The sequence below is a fragment of the Paenibacillus allorhizosphaerae genome (assembly GCF_042659105.1).
GTDB lineage: Bacteria > Bacillota > Bacilli > Paenibacillales > NBRC-103111 > Paenibacillus_G > Paenibacillus_G allorhizosphaerae.
In genome coordinates, this window is the sequence record NZ_JBHSRV010000004.1 from 29,688 (window position 1) to 45,498 (window position 15,811).

A 15,811-nucleotide genomic window follows, 5' to 3' on the forward strand; every position below is an offset into this window, starting at 1 on the left:
AGGCACGAATGCTTCGCTAGATCGGCCGCTGCGCGCCTTTATCCGGCCGGGCATGCAGCCTGCGGAATTCCGATGGCGTGGCGCCGGCCCATTTCTTGAACGTGTTGCTAAAATAGGCAACGTCCGCATATCCTACCCGATCGGCGATTTCGCTGATACGCAGCGAAGTCGTCGTCAGCAGCCGCTTCGCTTCCGTGACGCGCGCTTCGACCAGGTAATCGACGAACGTTCGGCCGAGCTGCTGCTTGAACAGCTGGCTTAAATAGCTTGCGTTCAAATGCACTCGGGCAGCCGCTTCGGTCAGCGTAATGTCTCCGGACAATTGGTTATGAATGTAGGCGACCACCTGCTCGACGGCGGAAAGCTCCGCCCCCTCTTGCGACGCCCTTGGTCCGGAGGCAGGGCCGCCGACAGAGCGAAGGGCCCGCGCTTCTTGCTCCTCGTTTTGCCTCCGCTGCATCCATTTATCGAGGCATTCTTTCAATTCCGGCACTTCCACCGGTTTCAGAAGGTAATCGGTCACGCCCGCGCGCAGCGCCTGCTGCGCGTAAGCGAAATCGTCAAACCCGCTGATCACGATCACCGACGACGCTTTGCCGGATTCCTTGAGCTGGTCGGCGAACGTCAAACCGCACATCACCGGCATGCGGACATCGGTCAGCACAAGGTCGACCGGCTCCGCCTGCGATTTCAGCCAGTCCAGCGCTTCCAGCCCGTTCGCCGCTTCTTTGACCACTTCGAAGGGCATCTCCGTCCGCTCGAGCACTTTCTTCAGCGAAGTGCGCACCCATTTCTCGTCATCCACCAGCAGCACGCGATACATAAAGGGACCTCCTTTCAATACGTTCGTTGGAACATTCCTTCGCAGTCCGTTAGCCCGCTACTCCAGCTGTTATTGCTCAAACGGCAGGCGGATACACACGACCGTCCCGGTCCCTTCGGCGCTCTGCACTGAAACGCCGTAAAGCGGGCCGTATAAATAGACGATGCGGCGGTGCACATTGGAGATTCCGATATGCTCTCCGCCTGCTAGCACGTCTCTGCACTCCAGATCCTCCCGAATGCGTTCCAATACCTCCGGCTTCATTCCCACCCCGGTATCCTTCACGGATACGACATAAGCGTTGCCGTCACGGTAAGCGCCGATCTGCACCTGCATCCGGCCGATGCCCGGCTCGATGCCGTGATTCATGCTGTTCTCGACGATCGGCTGGAGCGCGAATTTGACGATCGGCTGCTCCATCGCCCATTCCGCTACGTCCAGCTCATACGTCATCCGTTCCTCAAAACGGTACCGCTGAATGCGCAAATACATTTCGCAAAACGACAGCTCCTCCCGGAGCCGAACGGTCGGCTTGTCATTCTTCAGGTTATATCGCAGCAGCTTGGCAAGCGAAGCTGACATGCCCGCAATATCGTCCATTCCATGCTCGAACGCCATGCCGCGAATCGTTTCAAGCGAATTGTATATGAAATGCGGATTTATTTGCGATTGCAGCGCCTTCAGCTCGGTTTCCTTTTGCCGCAGCGAAGCTTCCGTTTCTCGCAATCTCGTAAAATAAATTTCCTCCAGCAAGCTTTCCAGCCGTTTGACCATCTCGTTGAACCCGTGGGTGAGCTGGCCGATTTCATCCCTGGAGGTTACTTTCAGCTTCCCCGCCGAAAAGTCGCCGACCTCCACTTTCCGCATATATTTGCGCAGTCGCTTGATGGGTCTTACGAGACTGGCCGCAAAGCCAATCCCGAGTAAGTAAGCGGCTGCAAGCGTAATAACTATCGTCCATACGATCGTGTGACCGATATAAGTGATGCCGTCCGTCAGCTCCCGGTAAGGGATTGCCGTCACAAGCCACCACCCCAAGTACGGGGAACGGCTGTAGGTAAGGAAGCTGCGCGGGCTGTCGGCCGAAATGAACGACCCGTGATCGTTCTTTATCATCTCCGGAAACTCGTTCTCGGGCCCCGGTGTGCCGACTAGCTGCAAGTCAGGGTGATATACGTAGTGATTTTGCGAATCGAGGATAAACATAAAGCCGGTACGGCCGATGCTGACCTTTTCCGAAATTTCTTGAATCCGCTTAAAGTTGATGTCCACAATCATAACCCCGGTCGGCTGCAGCGTATACGGGCTCATTACCCTGCGTACGATCGAGATGACCTGTTCCTGGCGTCCGTCTTGATAGCGGATGACACGGCTGATCAGCTTAGGTGCACCGCTCTCAGGTATGCCCGGATACCAGTACTCCTTCTTCAGCTCTTCCGCCGGAACCGTGCTTAGAAAGCCTGCCGTATCGATCGTCTGCAGATGATCGAGCATCAGCGTAATGTTGGAAATATCAGAGCGTGAATACGTCGTATTCTTCAGCACCTGCTCAACCTGCTTTCGAATGCCGCTTTGCTGGACCTCCTCGAGTGTGCGCATTTTCAACAGACGCACCACATCCGGATGATTCAGGAGGCGAAGCGTGCTGATCTCAAAATCGGTCACGTAATATTCCACATGGCTTTTTACCTGCTCCAGAATTTGCAGGCTCGACTCATTGGCTTCGCTTTGCAGCACGTCCGCGGAGCGTTCATAAGAAATAAGCCCCACAAGCCCGAGCGGTACGGCGACAATGAAGGCGGAGAAAAGGAACAGCTTGACGGTGAGCGGCAAATGGCGCATCAAAAAAAACGTCTGAATCCATTCCGATAGTCGAATCCATCTTGTTTGCACCCTATTCCCCTTTTCCGCAGCCTGAATCTCCGAATCTCCATTGTAGCTCGGATAGCAAAAGAAGCGCGCCCCTTCCCGAAGTCAGAGGGCACGCAAAAACCAATTATTTATTTTCTAGCGGAATCAATCTGATCGAGCACGTCTTTATACTCGCCGCGGTATTTGTCGATCATCGGCTTGACGGCATCCTGCCAAGGCTTCAAATCTTTCACTTCCGTGATCGTTACGCCGGCCGCGCGGATTTTCGCTTCCGATTGCTTCTCATACTTGTCCCAAGCTTCGCGCTGCGTCTGTACGGAATCCAGGGCCGCCTGCTTAATAATTTTCTGGTCTTCCTCGGACAGCTTCTTCCATGTCGACTGACTGATCAGCAGCACTTCCGGCGCGCGCTGGTGATTGTCCAAAATCATATGCTTCGCGACCTCGTAATGATTGGAGGAGTCATAGCTCGGGAAGTTATTCTCCGCCGCGTCGATAACGCCGGTTTGCAGCGAGCTGAACACTTCGCCGTAAGGCATCGGCGTCGGATTGGCACCAAGCGCCGAGATCAAGTCCATATTGATTTTGCTTTGCTGAACGCGGATTTTTTGTCCTTTCAGATCCGCCAAACTCGTCAGCGGCTTACGGGAATAAAAATGACGCGAACCAGAGCTGTAGTATGCAAGACCTTTCATTTTGGACGTTTCCAGCGTATCGAGCAATTTGTTGCCCGCGTCGCTTTGAAGGAACTTCCACAGATGCTGGTCGGTATCGAAAATGTATGGAAGACTGAATACGCCGAACTGCTTATTGAATTCCGCGAGCGGCGACGAATTTACGCGGGTAAATTCGATCGCTCCGAGCTGCACCTGCTCGATGACCGATTTTTCTTCACCAAGCTGGGAAGCCGGGAACACATCGATTTTGATACGTCCGTTCGTGCGTTCGTTTACAAGCTCTGCAAATTTCTTATCCCCGATGACCGTCGGATAGTCGGCCGGATGCGTATCGGCGAGGCGGAACGTGTACTTCTTGCCTTCGGTCTTCGCACCATTGGCTGTCCCTTGAGCCGTATCTTTCTTCCCGCAGCCTGCAAGCAGCCCGCCGGCAATCGCCATGCACGATAAGATCATGACCGTCTTTTTTAACGTTTTCATTGGATGGAATCCCCTTTTCATGTAGTTGTAGTATATCCTGCTTTTAATTTTTCATCATATTGGGAAGCCACATGACGAGATCCGGCACATACGTCAGTATGAGCAGCACCACGCACATGACATAGAAGAACGGCATCATCGCTTTCGTGCCTTCGCTGATCGATATTTTCCCTATGGCGCAGCCGACGAACAACACTGTTCCGACAGGCGGGGTCAGAAGGCCGATCCCTAGGTTGAGCATCATGATGATCCCGAAGTGAACCGGATCCATGCCAAGCTGCGTCACGACCGGCAGCAGAATCGGCGTCATGATCATGATGAGCGGAGCCATATCCATCGGCGCTCCGAGCACCAACAGAAGGATGTTAATGATCAACATGATCACGAACGGACTGTCGGAGATGCTGAGCATAGCATCGGTGACCATCGACGGTATTTTGAGGAAGGCGAGAAGCCAGCTGAATGCATCCGAAGCCGCGATCAGGAACATGACCATCGATACGGTACGGAACGTTTTCTTCAAAATGACCCACATGCGGCTGACCGGAATATCGCGGTAAACGATAAACGTAAGAATAAAAGCGTACAGACAAGCGAGCGCGCCGGATTCCGTCGCCGTGAACCAGCCGGTAAAGATACCTCCGAGAATAATGACTGCGGTCAAAATCGACAGGAAGCCGTCGCGCAAAATTTTCGGAATGTCTTTTCGCTGTACCGGATCCCCCTTCGTATAGCCGCGTTTGATTGCGATTACATAGCTTGTCGCCATCAAAGAAAGACAAAGAATAATGCCCGGAACGATACCCGCTAGGAATAAGCTGGCGATCGAGATGCCGCCTCCCGCGGCAAGCGAGTAAAGCACCAGGTTATGGCTTGGCGGAACGACGACGCCTTGAATGGCGGACGATACGGTAACCCCTACCGCATAGTCGGTATCATAGCCTTTCTTTTTCATCATAGGAATCATGACGGAGCCGATGGAGCTAACGTCCGCTACCGCGGAACCCGAAATGTTGCCGAAAAACATACACGCGACCGTATTGACCAACGCGAGCCCGCCGCGGATGCCCCCTACGATAAGCTGGGCCAAATTGACAATACGCAGAGCCAGCTTTCCTTCGCTCATAATATGGCCGGCCAATATAAAGAACGGGATCGTCAGCAGCGAATAAGAGCTCATACCCTGAATCATCCGCTGTCCTACGACGGCCAGAGGGATTTCCAAATACATGATCGTCAGCAGCGTTGAAAGCGCTAACGTAAGTGAGATAGGAAACCGCAGCAGCATCAATACGACAAAACTGATGCAAAGAATCAGGATCGCGATCGTGGTGTCTTCCATTCTAGTGTCCTCCTTCCTCTACGCCTTGGTGTCTTCTCGTATCGATACCGATGAACTGCAATAGCGTATACATACAGATCATAACGCCCGTAATCGGCATGACGACGTATATCACGCTGTTCGGCAGCTTGGTTGCTGCTAGCGTACTTTCGTTCATCAGGACAGTGAATTCCGATCCCGAGACGATCAAATACAAACCGAAGCCGAAAGTGCTTGCATAAATGATTTTGTCCAGCACCCAATTAAAGCTGGCCGGAAGCTTGGCGGTGAATGAATCGATAGCCAAATGAAGCTTCTCCCGGAACCCGATGGCGATCCCCAGAAAAGCAAACCATACGAGCAGCAGCAGCGTCACTTCCTCCGACCAGAACAATACGAAATGAAACAGCTTGCGCGTCATGACCTGCAATGTAACGATCAGGATCATGGCCAGCAGTGCGATTTGCGCAAACGCTTCAACGAAGCTGTCGATCCCTAGAGCGATGCGTTTCAATGTCCTCACATGATGTCATCCTTTCCTTTGCAAACCCTTTCATCGAATATCGCGACCTTCAGTCGGTACTTCATTATTTTAAAAAAATCGCCGCCCCATGATAATGCCACTCGTTTTAGGATGTTTTGTAATATTTTTAGGATTCATAAAAAAAGAAGAGCCGCCTCAAGGCGCGCTCTTCCAAAAATTTGCTTATTTATTTTCTTGCAGCCATTTATTCGCTTTTTCTTCCGCTTCACGCAGCACTGTATTGACATCCTTTCCGTCGTAAGCCATGTTTTTGGCGGCTTCGTTCAGGAACGGATAAATTTTCAGGTCGTACTTGTTGGATTTCGGCAGCGGACCCGGTTTTACTTTAAAGATGCCTTGCAGGTTTTTGCCTTCGTACAGCTTCGTATCCATCGCCGTTTCTTTCTTGAGCGCCGGATCGTTCAGGATCGTCAGCCTGGTTCCTCTGTTCATCGCTCTTTGCGCTTCTTCGCCGACCATCGTTTTGATCACGGCGTAAGCCGCCTTCTTGTTCTTGCTGGTCGGCGTGACCACGGCGAGATGGAAATCAACCTCGCGGCCGATGCCCGGCTTGTCTTCGAAGGTCGGCAGCGAAACGACATCCCAGTTGAAGTCTTTGCCCGTTTCTTTAAGCTGTGGCAGACGCGCCGTCGTCGGCGTCAGCCAGTAAGGGAACATCGCAAGCTTCTGGTCTTTCAGGAAGAAATCGATGCCGTACGTATATTTTTTCTTCGGTTCGACGATGCCCGGAATGCTGTATAATTTCTCATACAAGCCGTAAATCTTCTTATAGGCGTCCGTTTGAAGAACCGCTTTTTCTCCTTTTTCATCGATGACCGGCAGTCCGTATTGGCGGGACAGTGTCGTCGGTTGGCCCATATCCAGGCCGATATACTGGGTGCCTGCATCCATTCTCGTCACTTTGCGCGCCAGCTCGATCGTTTCCGTCCAAGTCATACCGTCTTTCGGATACGGAACCCCGAATTTATCGAAAATATCCTTATTGTACAGCATCATCCCTTGGCTCAAAGCATAAGGAACGCCAAGAAGTTCCCCTTTGTCGCTGAAGCTTCTCATCACCTTAATCGATTCCGGCTCGAATTTGCCGAAATCGATTTTCTCCTGCTTGATGAAATTGTTCAGATCGGAAGTAAGTCCCCACTGAATCAGATCGTGAAAGTAGTAGTTACTCGTCAAGATGACGTCGGGTACTTCGCCCGCGGCGATCAACTTATCCAAGTTCGTGCCGGTGATCAGCTGCGGCGTAATGTTTGGATACTTTGTCTTGATCGCATTCGTTACGAGCGCATCCAGCTCGGCGTTGTTCAAAACCGACGCGTTGTGAGAGTAGAACGTGAGCGTCACCGGCTCGTTATTATACGCATCCGGATTGACTGCGTCCGCCTTATCTCCTGTCGCTCCTGTGGCCGCTTCTTTACCGCCGCAGCCCGCGAGCGCAAACGCCCCGAGAATGGACATGCTGAGAAGCAGCGGCAATGCTTTTTTTCTCTTCATCGTACTTGAACCCCTCCAACAAAAATGAATGATTTTTCAATGCAAACCTATCTTAGTGCAATGCCCGCTGGCTGCCTATTGACATTTTCTTCGTTCCTTTACCGGGACAGCGTTCTCCAAAATAATGATAAGGATATAAAAAAAGGATAAGGTGCATGTAGAACGTGAATTTCATAAGAAAAAGCGGCGGTCCGATGACCGCCGCGTTTAGCTGGCATTTTCCGATTTTATATTTTGCAAGGCAAGTTGTTTCTCCCAGGCTTTCCATTGAGTCAGACTGATGCATAATTGGATACAAATCTCTTCAATACTCAAAATTTTGCGTTTCACACTCTCGTCTCCTTTGAATAAGGAAGAAATATAGGTCTATTGTATTATAAACCACGCGACCGTAACCGCATGTCTCAACTTGCGTCTCAATATTTTCTCGCAAATGCGGCAAATGTCTCAAAAGCTGAAAGGAATCCCAATATTTACTGTCGAATTTCTTGTCATTAATCGCTCACCATTGGAGGGAGTCGTTTTGGAAAATTTGAAAGAAGCCATCCTCATGGAGAGAAGACGTCTCTTCGTTGGCAGGCAAGCGGAAATTGCATACGTGGACGAGTGGTTGAGTGCGGCGCATGCGGCGACGGAAGTTGTGTTCGTCTCGGGCATGGGGGGAATCGGCAAGTCCGCCCTGCTGCTGAAATTTCTGGACATGGCGCAACGGGCGAAAGCGCTTTGCCTGTGGCTGGACAGCCGTATTTGCAACGACTCCCCCGCCGGATTCCTTGAAGCCATTCATTCCCTGATCAAACAGACGGCCGGGACGGCAGCCCCCTTCCAAGCGCCGATGACCGACATACTGGAAACCGTCGCCGGTCATCGGACGGTGCTCTGTATCGATAACTATGACTCCTTGCACCTGATTGAAGGCTGGCTGCGGGAAATGTTTCTCCCCGAGCTTCCGGCTCGGGAAGTGCTCGTTGTGCTCGCCGGGAGGCAGCAGCTTTCGTCGGAATGGCAAAACGACCTGGCCTGGCGCGGCCGATTGCGAATGATGCCTTTGGAACCGCTATCTTATGCCGACGTGCGGACCTATTACGGGAATCTTGGTTTGGATGATTCGGACGCAATCGAAACGCTCATACAGGATACGCACGGTCATCCGCTCGCCATGGCACTCGCCGCAGACACTGTACATCGGGAGGAACGGGAGATCAAGAGCGCATCGTGGCCGGTTTCACGCTTGGTCAGCGCGCAGCTGCTGCGGGAAGTCGTCTCTCCCGACTTTCATGAAATATTAGACCTGTTATGCATTTTGCCGCATGCGAATCAGGAATCTTTAAACCGTCTGCTCTCATCCCCGCTGAATGTCAATCAGCTCCATCAACTGAGCCGGCTCTCGTTTATCCGGCCGGCCATGGGCGGCTTTGCACTGCATGATGTCGCTCGCGAGCATTTGCTGGAGGACTTCCGAAACCGTGAAACGGCACGATTTCAATCCTTGCGCCGCCGTATTGTCGACGATGCCTGCATCGCGCTGAGAGCCGCCAAGCCGCATGAAAAAAACGGAATTGCCGCGACGCTGCTCTCCATCTGCAGGGACGCCTTGCCCCAAGGTTTTTTTTACAGAAAAACGGCTCCGTCCGCTTTCGATCAGTTTCGCGAAGGAGATCTTCCCCACTTACACCGGCTTTTGGTAGAAGAGAGGCCGCAGCTAGCCTTGTCGTTGGAATCGGAGGCAAAAGCGCATGAGCTGCTCGACAACTTGACGCAGCATTTCCCCGAAAGCGTCCGAGTGTTCCGCTCGGACCAGGGTATTCCAGTCATGTTCCATGCCGGTCTGCTGCTCTACCGCGATACGTTTACATTTTTGCAAACCTATATTCCGAGAGTGCCGGAAGCCTGTTTTCCTTCCGAAGCGCAGCGCATGTCCCGGCTGCGTCATGAAGAAGCGGATACATATTACCACTTTTTGGGCGGCGTCGCCGGCAGCGATGCAAAATATATACCCCAACAGTTATTCGAACTGATGTTTACAGACGGTTTTTCGCGAATTATTAGCAGGGGCATACGCTTCACGCTAACGACCAAATCGGACGAATTGATGACGAGATTACAAATGTTAGGATTTCAGACGCGGCCGCTGCACCTTCTCCCTCCAGGCCATCCTGCCCACGGAGGCACCGTCCTGGAGCTGGATTTGCGTACACGGGACTTCGGGCAATGGGTTACTTCGTTCATTCACAGCGCGATCGCGAATCATCCGCCAGTCGAGCAAATGAATCCGGATGACATCAGGGCTGCGCTCGCAGTTCTCGACGATCCGGCTGCGCTGGGGCAGACTGCTTTGGCGCGCCGGTTACTTTTGAGCGGTCACGAGACGCAGCGGCTGTTCATGAGACTGCTGAATGCGGACCCGCCGCCTCCGCCGCTGAGTGCAAGGAACCAAAGCATACTCCGCCTCCTGCGAAGCCATCCTTCTCTTAGCTCGGATGCCGCCGCCTCCAGACTGTTTGTTAGCCGAGCCACCTATTACCGTCATTTAAGCGAAACGATAGATAGGGCGATTCAAGCGCTAGAGCAGTCGCGCAAGTAAAACGTTAAGGGGTCGGATAGGAACCGTATTCCAAAATAAATAAGAGCAGTCGCTTGGATAAGCGCACCTGCTCTTATTTCATTTCCTGCTGCTATTGTCAGTTCGAGTTCAGAGCGCTGACGCGCAGCCCTTCGAACGGCACCTTCGTTCCATCCGGGTGACTGATCCGAACCGTCGCCTGCTCGCCCGGCAGCAGATCGAAGTAATTGTCGCTAAAGCGGATGTTGCCCTGCGGCAAGTCGATCTTCACCATTCTGGCGATCGTTCGGCCTGCAGTCACGGTAACAGTCTGCTCCGCTTCGCTGGCCTCCATGCGGAGATCGGCCGCGGGCATCCGCAAATCTTTCGGATCGCGGAGGTAAAATACGTTCGCCGGCGCCGCAAAGCCTTCAGCCGTCAGCTTCACGACGACCTCCTCGGGCGCATGGTCGTTCAGCGCCTCCGCTTCGGTCAAGCTGCCGATCCGTACCGCCTGATTGACGGGAACGGAGGCGTCGAAGGAATGAGTCGATACCAGCGCTCCGCCAAAGTCATAGACGGAGAGCGTCACTTTTCCTTTGCAAGCTTCCAACCGGTCGCTGACGACCCACACCTGCAGATCTTGTCCCGGTTCGTGGTCGAGCGACAGCAGCATCGGGTCGTAAAACTTTTTCGCATAGTAGAAGGAAGCTTTCGGCAGCAGCTCGTAATCGATAAGCGACCAGCTCGTGCCCGGCCAGCTGTCGTTGAGCTGCCATATGAGCGATCCGCTCGTGCGGTGCTTGTTGCGGCGGTAATGCTCGATGCCGTACTTGAGTCCTTCCGCCTGCGTCAGCATCGAGAAATTCATATATTCCTCGATGTTGCCCGGAATCCCGGTATAGCCTTCCATCAGCAAGATGCCTTTCTGATGGTTCGTATCCTTGTTGCGGTACGCCATCTCGACGCTGCCCCAGTAGAACTGGCCTTCGGGTATATTTTTCTCCAGCGTGTAGCGGTTTGCCGAAGCGTGCATCCCGAATTCGCTGCTGAAGAGGGTGAAGTCTTTCTTGTAGTTTTTGAACGTCACGCCTTGAATGCTGTAATCGAGCAGCGGCGCCTCGCCGCTTTTGCGCGGATAGACGGAGCCGTGCCATACTTGCCAGTTGTGGCGGTCGCCTTCGTCCGGATCGTTGGCGTCATTGCCGCCGAAAGGCGAAGAAGGCCAGTACGCGCGGCTGTTGTCCAGCTCTTCGAGCACATCCGGAATCAGCTCGTGATATATGCGCTCGCCATAGAATGGGCAAGTCAAATCGCCGCCGGACGTCTTCATGTCGTACAGCCAATCGATTTCGTTGTTGCCGCACCAGATGGCCAGCGAAGTGCGATTGCGCAGCCGTTTCACCGCGTACTCGACTTCCTTGCGCACGTTGTCCATGAAATTGCGGTTGAAATCCGGGAACAACGCGTTGGCAAAAGCGAAATCCTGCCATACGAGCACGCCGCGGCGGTCGCATTCGTCGTAAAACACGTCTTTCTCGTAAATGCCCCCGGCCCATACGCGGAGCATATTCATGTTGCCGTCCACCGAAAGCGAAATCAGATCGCGGTAACGTTCATCCGGGATCGCGCCGATGAAGTGGTCCGCCGGAATCCAGTTCGCGCCTTTGGCGAACAGCTTGACGCCGTTGAGCAGGAACACGAAGGCGTTGCGGCCTTGTTCATCCTTCAGCTTCAGTTCGATGGTGCGAATGCCGAGCGCGGTCCGGTATTCGTCGACCGTCTCCCCGTTCGACAGCAGCGCGACTTCGAGCTCGTACAAATAAGGCGTACCGAGGTCATGCGTCCACCAAAGCTGCGGCTGTTCGACGGCAAGGTCGACGATTCCCTTCGTTCCGGGTACAGGTACCTTGGAGGAAGCGACGGTCTTCCCTTCGGCGTCCCGCAGCCGAATCTCGCATTCGCGGCTGTGATCGCGGCGATAAGCCGTTACGTCGAAGTCCACCCGGACGATGGCGTTGTTCTCGCTGGCTTGAACCGTTCGGGCGAACACGCTGTTAAGCCTTGCCCAACGTTTGCGCTCGATACAGACTTTGCCCCAGATGCCGACGGTCACCATCCGCGGCCCCCAGTCCCAACCGAAATTCATGGCCGCCTTGCGGAGCCAGGGCCGCTCTTTCGTATAGGAAGACCATTGAAACTGCTGCTTATCCCGATTATGCAAATAGAGCGGGTCGAACTTGACGGCAATCGTGTTTCTCCCATTCACGAGCACGCGTGAAACGTCGAACGTATGTGCCATCAGCATATTGTCGGTCGTTCCGATCTCCAGTCCGTTTACGTATACCGTAGCGAATGTGTCCAATCCTTCGAAGGTCAGCTCATGCTTCTCTTCGCCGCCTTCTTCCTTCGCATAATCGAATTGGGTGCGGTACCACCATTCCTTTTGCTCGATCCAGCGGCTTTTCGCATCGTTATGCCCGAAATACGGATTCTCGATAATATTCCTTTCGATCAGTGCCGAATGCACATCCCCAGGCACTCTGGCGGTAATCCAGAAACGGTCGTCGAGCCCCGGTGAAGCAACTTCGAGCGGTCTAGCTTGCCCGACGTCAAAATGTTGAATTCTCCATACGCTTTTCAGTTCCATGCGTACCCTCTCCCTTATCACGAAATGACCTGCGCCTGCCGACTATTCCCCGTTCGTCGGCGAACCTGCCTTATCCCGATATTCGCTCGGGGTTTTGCCCGTATATTTTTTAAAAATTTGCCCGAAATATTTGACGTCCTCGTAACCGACCTCCGCCGCCACTTCGCTGACCTTTGCAGGGGACACCGACAAAATTTCCATCGCGCGGCGCATCCGCTGTTTCGTTACATAGTCGCCGAACGTCATGCCGGTTTCCTTCTTAAACACTTCGCTCAGATGGCTCGGGTGCAGATGCACGTGCTTCGCCACCTGCGCCAGCCCGACATCGCCGCCCAAATGCTCCTCGATATAGGCCATCGCTTTTTGGGCATGCGTCGTCTTCCCGTCGGCGTAGCGGTGGTGGTACAGTGTCATCACCGAGTACAAATGCGGAAACAGCGCATCCCGCGGCGCCATCCCCCGACCCAGCTGCAGATGGGTCGGTTTCGCTTCCAGCGCTCCGCCGCGTCCGGTCGCGGACATGACCCGCTCCAACCACCGATGGGCCGATACGGCCACCGATCGAACGGACGCTTCCAGCGATTCCAGCGTCATCTGCGGATCGTCAAGCTGCGACTGAATGTATCGGCCGACCCATTCTTTCAAAGCGATGGCGTCATTGTCGAGCAGGATGGAGGACAGCTCCAGCTCCTCCTCATGCGTGCACACCGTTTTGCCGCCTATGCGCTGCCGGACCGCCGTGTACTCGACCATTTTTTCCTTCAGCAATGCCCGATAGCCGAACGCATAATCCGCCGCGGCATAAGATTCGGGCAGCTGCTCCGGCTTTTCCACAGGCATGCCGGCCGCAACAAACAGGCTGCACTTCAGCATTCGTTCGATTTTGTCCATCACCGCGCGAAAATGATGAGAATCGCATCCGATCCCGCTTTTGCAGCGAATGGCGGCAACGATCCGCTTGTCCTGAACGAGCGTCTCGCAATACACGAGCAAATCGCCGAGCATGTTTTCCACGGCGAAGAGCAGCAGCGATTCGGAGGCCGGCGCGTCGTCCCAACCTTCGGCTGCGACCAGCACAATTTGCAACAGTCCGTCTTCCCCATTTTCGCGGTCCGCGAGTAAGCGGGATAAAAGACCCGCCTGCAGCTCTTGGTCCATCCCAGCCATATCTCCCGCGATGACCCATCGCTCGAACAGCCGATTCCGCGCTTCCTTGTTCTTGAACAGATCCCGGCTATGTACCGCCCACCGCTCCTCAATGCGCCGCTTCGCCCGCAGCACCGTCTTGATAATTTCTTCCGGCCGGCTCGTTTTCAGCAAATAATCGCTCACATCTTGGCGAATCGCCTGTTGCATATATTCAAAGTCATCGTAACCCGATAAAATAATAACTTCCGCTTCCGGCACGATCCGTTTCGCTTCTTCCGCAAGCTGCAGCCCGGTCTTCCCGGTCATCCGGATGTCGGTCAGAACAATATTCGGCCGCTCCCTCGGCATGCGCCCCAGCGCTTCCTCCGCCGAAGCGGCTGGTTCAAGCAGCTCGAAGCCAAGCGCCTCCCATTGGATAACTTGGGCGAGGCCGGTTCGAATAATGACTTCGTCATCGACGATCATGATTCTCATGCTGCGCCTCCCTGATCGGGATGGAGAACGACACACGCGTGCCCGCGTGCAGTCGGCTTTCGATGTGCAGCTGCGCATCCTGTCCGTAATGCAGCAGCAGCCGCTCATTCACATTTCGCAAGCCGTAGCTGTTCCCGGGATATACATGCTCTTCCGGCGACTCCAGATTGGCCCGGATCGACTGCAGCCGTTCCTCCGGCATACCTACGCCGTCGTCAAGAACGAGAAAGTTCATCCGATCGCCGTTCTTCTCTACATACACATGAATCGTCCCCCTTCCTTCTTTTTTCTGGATCCCGTGAATCATCGCGTTTTCCACCAAAGGCTGGAGCAGCAGCTTCAGCATAAGCTTATCCTGCAGCTCGGGACTGACGACAAACTCGAGGTCGAACTTGTCCGGAAACCGGATCGACTGCACTTGGGCGTAGTTTTTAATATGGGCAATCTCCTGATGGACTGGGCAAAAATCTTTCCCTTTGTTCAGGCTGAACCGCAAAAAATCGCTAAGCGCCTCCACCATATCGGCGATCCGCTTCTCCTCCCGCATGAGCGCGATCCAGTGAATGGAGGACAACGTATTGTACAAAAAATGCGGATTGATCTGCGCCTGCAGCGCACGCAAATCGGCTTCCTTCTTGCGCGTCTCGTTGCGGATCAGCTGCCGCTTGAGCGTCTCGATATGCTGGCCGAGCAAGTTGTAGCTCTCCGCAAGCCGGCCGATCTCATCTTTTGAGCCCACCGGATACACCGGCAAAGGTTCATTCGGGTCGATTCGCGTCAGCAGTTTCGTCAGCAGACGAAGCGGATTCGTCACCTGCCGCACGATAAACAAAATAAGACCGGCGCTGATGAGGATGGATAACGTCACCGCCCCGGCTGTCAGCATAATCAAGTAACGGTTCTGCTCGCTGTATACGCGGTAAGGAATCGTCCCTAAAAGCATCCAGTCGACGAGCGGCTCGCGGTAATACAGCACCATCTGCTTGTCCTCGCCTTGTCCGTACGTCCCGGAGCCGTACGGATTTCCCTCCAAAGCGCCGGTAATCCCCGGCAGCGCCGCTTCGACGGGCTCCCGAAGCCAGCGTTTTTCCGTAGAGGAAATGATTCTCTCCTTATCGTTCAGCAGCAACAGCTTGCCTAATCCGGCGCCCGGATTCCGCTCGGACAAGTAACGCGATAGCGTCAACTCGTCCAAACTGATCGACAACCAGCCCAAATTCCGGTACGTTCCAACGCCGCGCAGCGGGCGAATAAAAGTAATCACATTTTTATATCCCGCATAGTTCCGTATCGTGTACACGCCCGTCCATAGTTTGGCGCTGACCTCGCGTATGTTCACTTGCTGTTCCAGCTCCGATTCATAAATCGTCATCGTCGACAACGGCTCGAACGCATTCGCCGGAAAAATCGTAATGTTCGAAATATAAGGCTTGGACGTAACCAAATTGGCCGTAAAGCCCGTAATCCGCGAGCGCACGTCCATATCTTCGACGGGACTGGACAAATAGCTTTGAATGTCCTGCTGTCCGATCAAAAACACGGACATGTTCTCGACGTCCTGCAAAATAAACTCCAGCGTCCCCTGGATCTGCCGCATCGTATCGATGCCCGACTGCCGTGTTTTTTGCTCCGTTGTTTTGAACGAGACCGCATACGCAAAACCGCCCAAAAGCAATAAAGGCACAAGGGTCGACACCAGCATGATGACTGACAGCTTCCGTTGTAGTGAAAAAGCGATCCATCTCCACATTGTTGTCCCATCCCCTGCGCCATTCATATGATCCG

At 53.8% G+C, this 15,811-nt stretch carries 11 protein-coding genes; 1 reads left to right on the plus strand and 10 read right to left on the minus strand.

Features of this window, described 5'->3' with window-relative positions:
* Positions 1-16: 16 nt before the first annotated feature.
* The 7 genes from ACFQI7_RS16460 to ACFQI7_RS16490 form a co-directional block, all read right to left on the minus strand.
* Entirely contained in the window at positions 17-823 is an 807-nt protein-coding gene (locus ACFQI7_RS16460; protein ID WP_218102432.1) for a response regulator transcription factor, read from the minus strand.
* Positions 824-892: 69 nt separating this feature from the next.
* The gene (locus tag ACFQI7_RS16465) at positions 893-2,716 is read right to left on the minus strand and encodes a sensor histidine kinase (RefSeq protein ID WP_230415586.1); all 1,824 of its coding nucleotides are present in this window, start codon (positions 2,714-2,716) and stop codon (positions 893-895) included.
* Positions 2,717-2,823: 107 nt separating this feature from the next.
* A complete protein-coding gene (locus tag ACFQI7_RS16470) occupies positions 2,824-3,852 on the minus strand; it encodes a TRAP transporter substrate-binding protein (RefSeq protein WP_218102431.1) in 1,029 nt (342 codons plus the stop codon).
* 43 nt (positions 3,853-3,895) lie between these two features.
* Entirely contained in the window at positions 3,896-5,194 is a 1,299-nt protein-coding gene (locus ACFQI7_RS16475) for a TRAP transporter large permease (RefSeq protein ID WP_218102430.1), read from the minus strand.
* A 1-nt stretch (position 5,195) separates the two neighbouring features.
* Positions 5,196-5,696: a TRAP transporter small permease gene (locus ACFQI7_RS16480; RefSeq protein WP_218102429.1), complete on the minus strand. Its 501-nt coding sequence runs from the start codon at positions 5,694-5,696 to the stop codon at positions 5,196-5,198.
* Positions 5,697-5,879: 183 nt separating this feature from the next.
* Positions 5,880-7,211: an ABC transporter substrate-binding protein gene (locus ACFQI7_RS16485; protein ID WP_218102428.1), complete on the minus strand. Its 1,332-nt coding sequence runs from the start codon at positions 7,209-7,211 to the stop codon at positions 5,880-5,882.
* 207 nt (positions 7,212-7,418) lie between these two features.
* The gene (locus tag ACFQI7_RS16490) at positions 7,419-7,541 is read right to left on the minus strand and encodes a hypothetical protein (RefSeq protein WP_268966861.1); all 123 of its coding nucleotides are present in this window, start codon (positions 7,539-7,541) and stop codon (positions 7,419-7,421) included.
* Between the two features lie 193 nt (positions 7,542-7,734).
* On the opposite strand from ACFQI7_RS16490, the gene ACFQI7_RS16495 reads away from it, so the two are divergent.
* Positions 7,735-9,795 (plus strand): ATP-binding protein, encoded by a 2,061-nt coding sequence (locus tag ACFQI7_RS16495; RefSeq protein WP_218102427.1) that lies wholly within the window; start codon positions 7,735-7,737, stop codon positions 9,793-9,795.
* 97 nt (positions 9,796-9,892) lie between these two features.
* Here the strand turns inward: ACFQI7_RS16495 and ACFQI7_RS16500 are convergent, their stop codons facing one another.
* Genes ACFQI7_RS16500 through ACFQI7_RS16510 form a run of 3 tightly spaced genes read right to left on the minus strand, consistent with a single transcriptional unit; the run spans position 9,893 to position 15,776 of the window.
* Positions 9,893-12,403 carry a beta-mannosidase gene (locus ACFQI7_RS16500; RefSeq protein ID WP_218102426.1) on the minus strand — a complete coding sequence of 837 codons (2,511 nt, stop codon included), beginning with the start codon at positions 12,401-12,403 and terminating at the stop codon, positions 9,893-9,895.
* 42 nt (positions 12,404-12,445) lie between these two features.
* Positions 12,446-14,026, minus strand: coding sequence for a helix-turn-helix domain-containing protein (locus ACFQI7_RS16505; protein ID WP_218102425.1), 1,581 nt, complete (start codon positions 14,024-14,026; stop codon positions 12,446-12,448).
* Positions 14,004-15,776 carry a sensor histidine kinase gene (locus ACFQI7_RS16510; protein ID WP_218102424.1) on the minus strand — a complete coding sequence of 591 codons (1,773 nt, stop codon included), beginning with the start codon at positions 15,774-15,776 and terminating at the stop codon, positions 14,004-14,006. The genes ACFQI7_RS16505 and ACFQI7_RS16510 overlap by 23 nt, the downstream gene beginning before the upstream one ends.
* Positions 15,777-15,811: the final 35 nt, after the last annotated feature.

What these genes read in the sequence shown, in the direction of transcription:
- ACFQI7_RS16510 (WP_218102424.1), bottom strand. Translation starts at nt 15,776, where the DNA reads ATGTGGAGATGGATCGCTTTTTCACTACAACGGAAGCTGTCAGTCATC.
- ACFQI7_RS16485 (WP_218102428.1), bottom strand. Translation starts at nt 7,211, where the DNA reads ATGAAGAGAAAAAAAGCATTGCCGCTGCTTCTCAGCATGTCCATTCTC.
- ACFQI7_RS16505 (WP_218102425.1), bottom strand. Translation starts at nt 14,026, where the DNA reads ATGAGAATCATGATCGTCGATGACGAAGTCATTATTCGAACCGGCCTC.
- ACFQI7_RS16500 (WP_218102426.1), bottom strand. Translation starts at nt 12,403, where the DNA reads ATGGAACTGAAAAGCGTATGGAGAATTCAACATTTTGACGTCGGGCAA.
- ACFQI7_RS16475 (WP_218102430.1), bottom strand. Translation starts at nt 5,194, where the DNA reads ATGGAAGACACCACGATCGCGATCCTGATTCTTTGCATCAGTTTTGTC.
- ACFQI7_RS16470 (WP_218102431.1), bottom strand. Translation starts at nt 3,852, where the DNA reads ATGAAAACGTTAAAAAAGACGGTCATGATCTTATCGTGCATGGCGATT.
- ACFQI7_RS16460 (WP_218102432.1), bottom strand. Translation starts at nt 823, where the DNA reads ATGTATCGCGTGCTGCTGGTGGATGACGAGAAATGGGTGCGCACTTCG.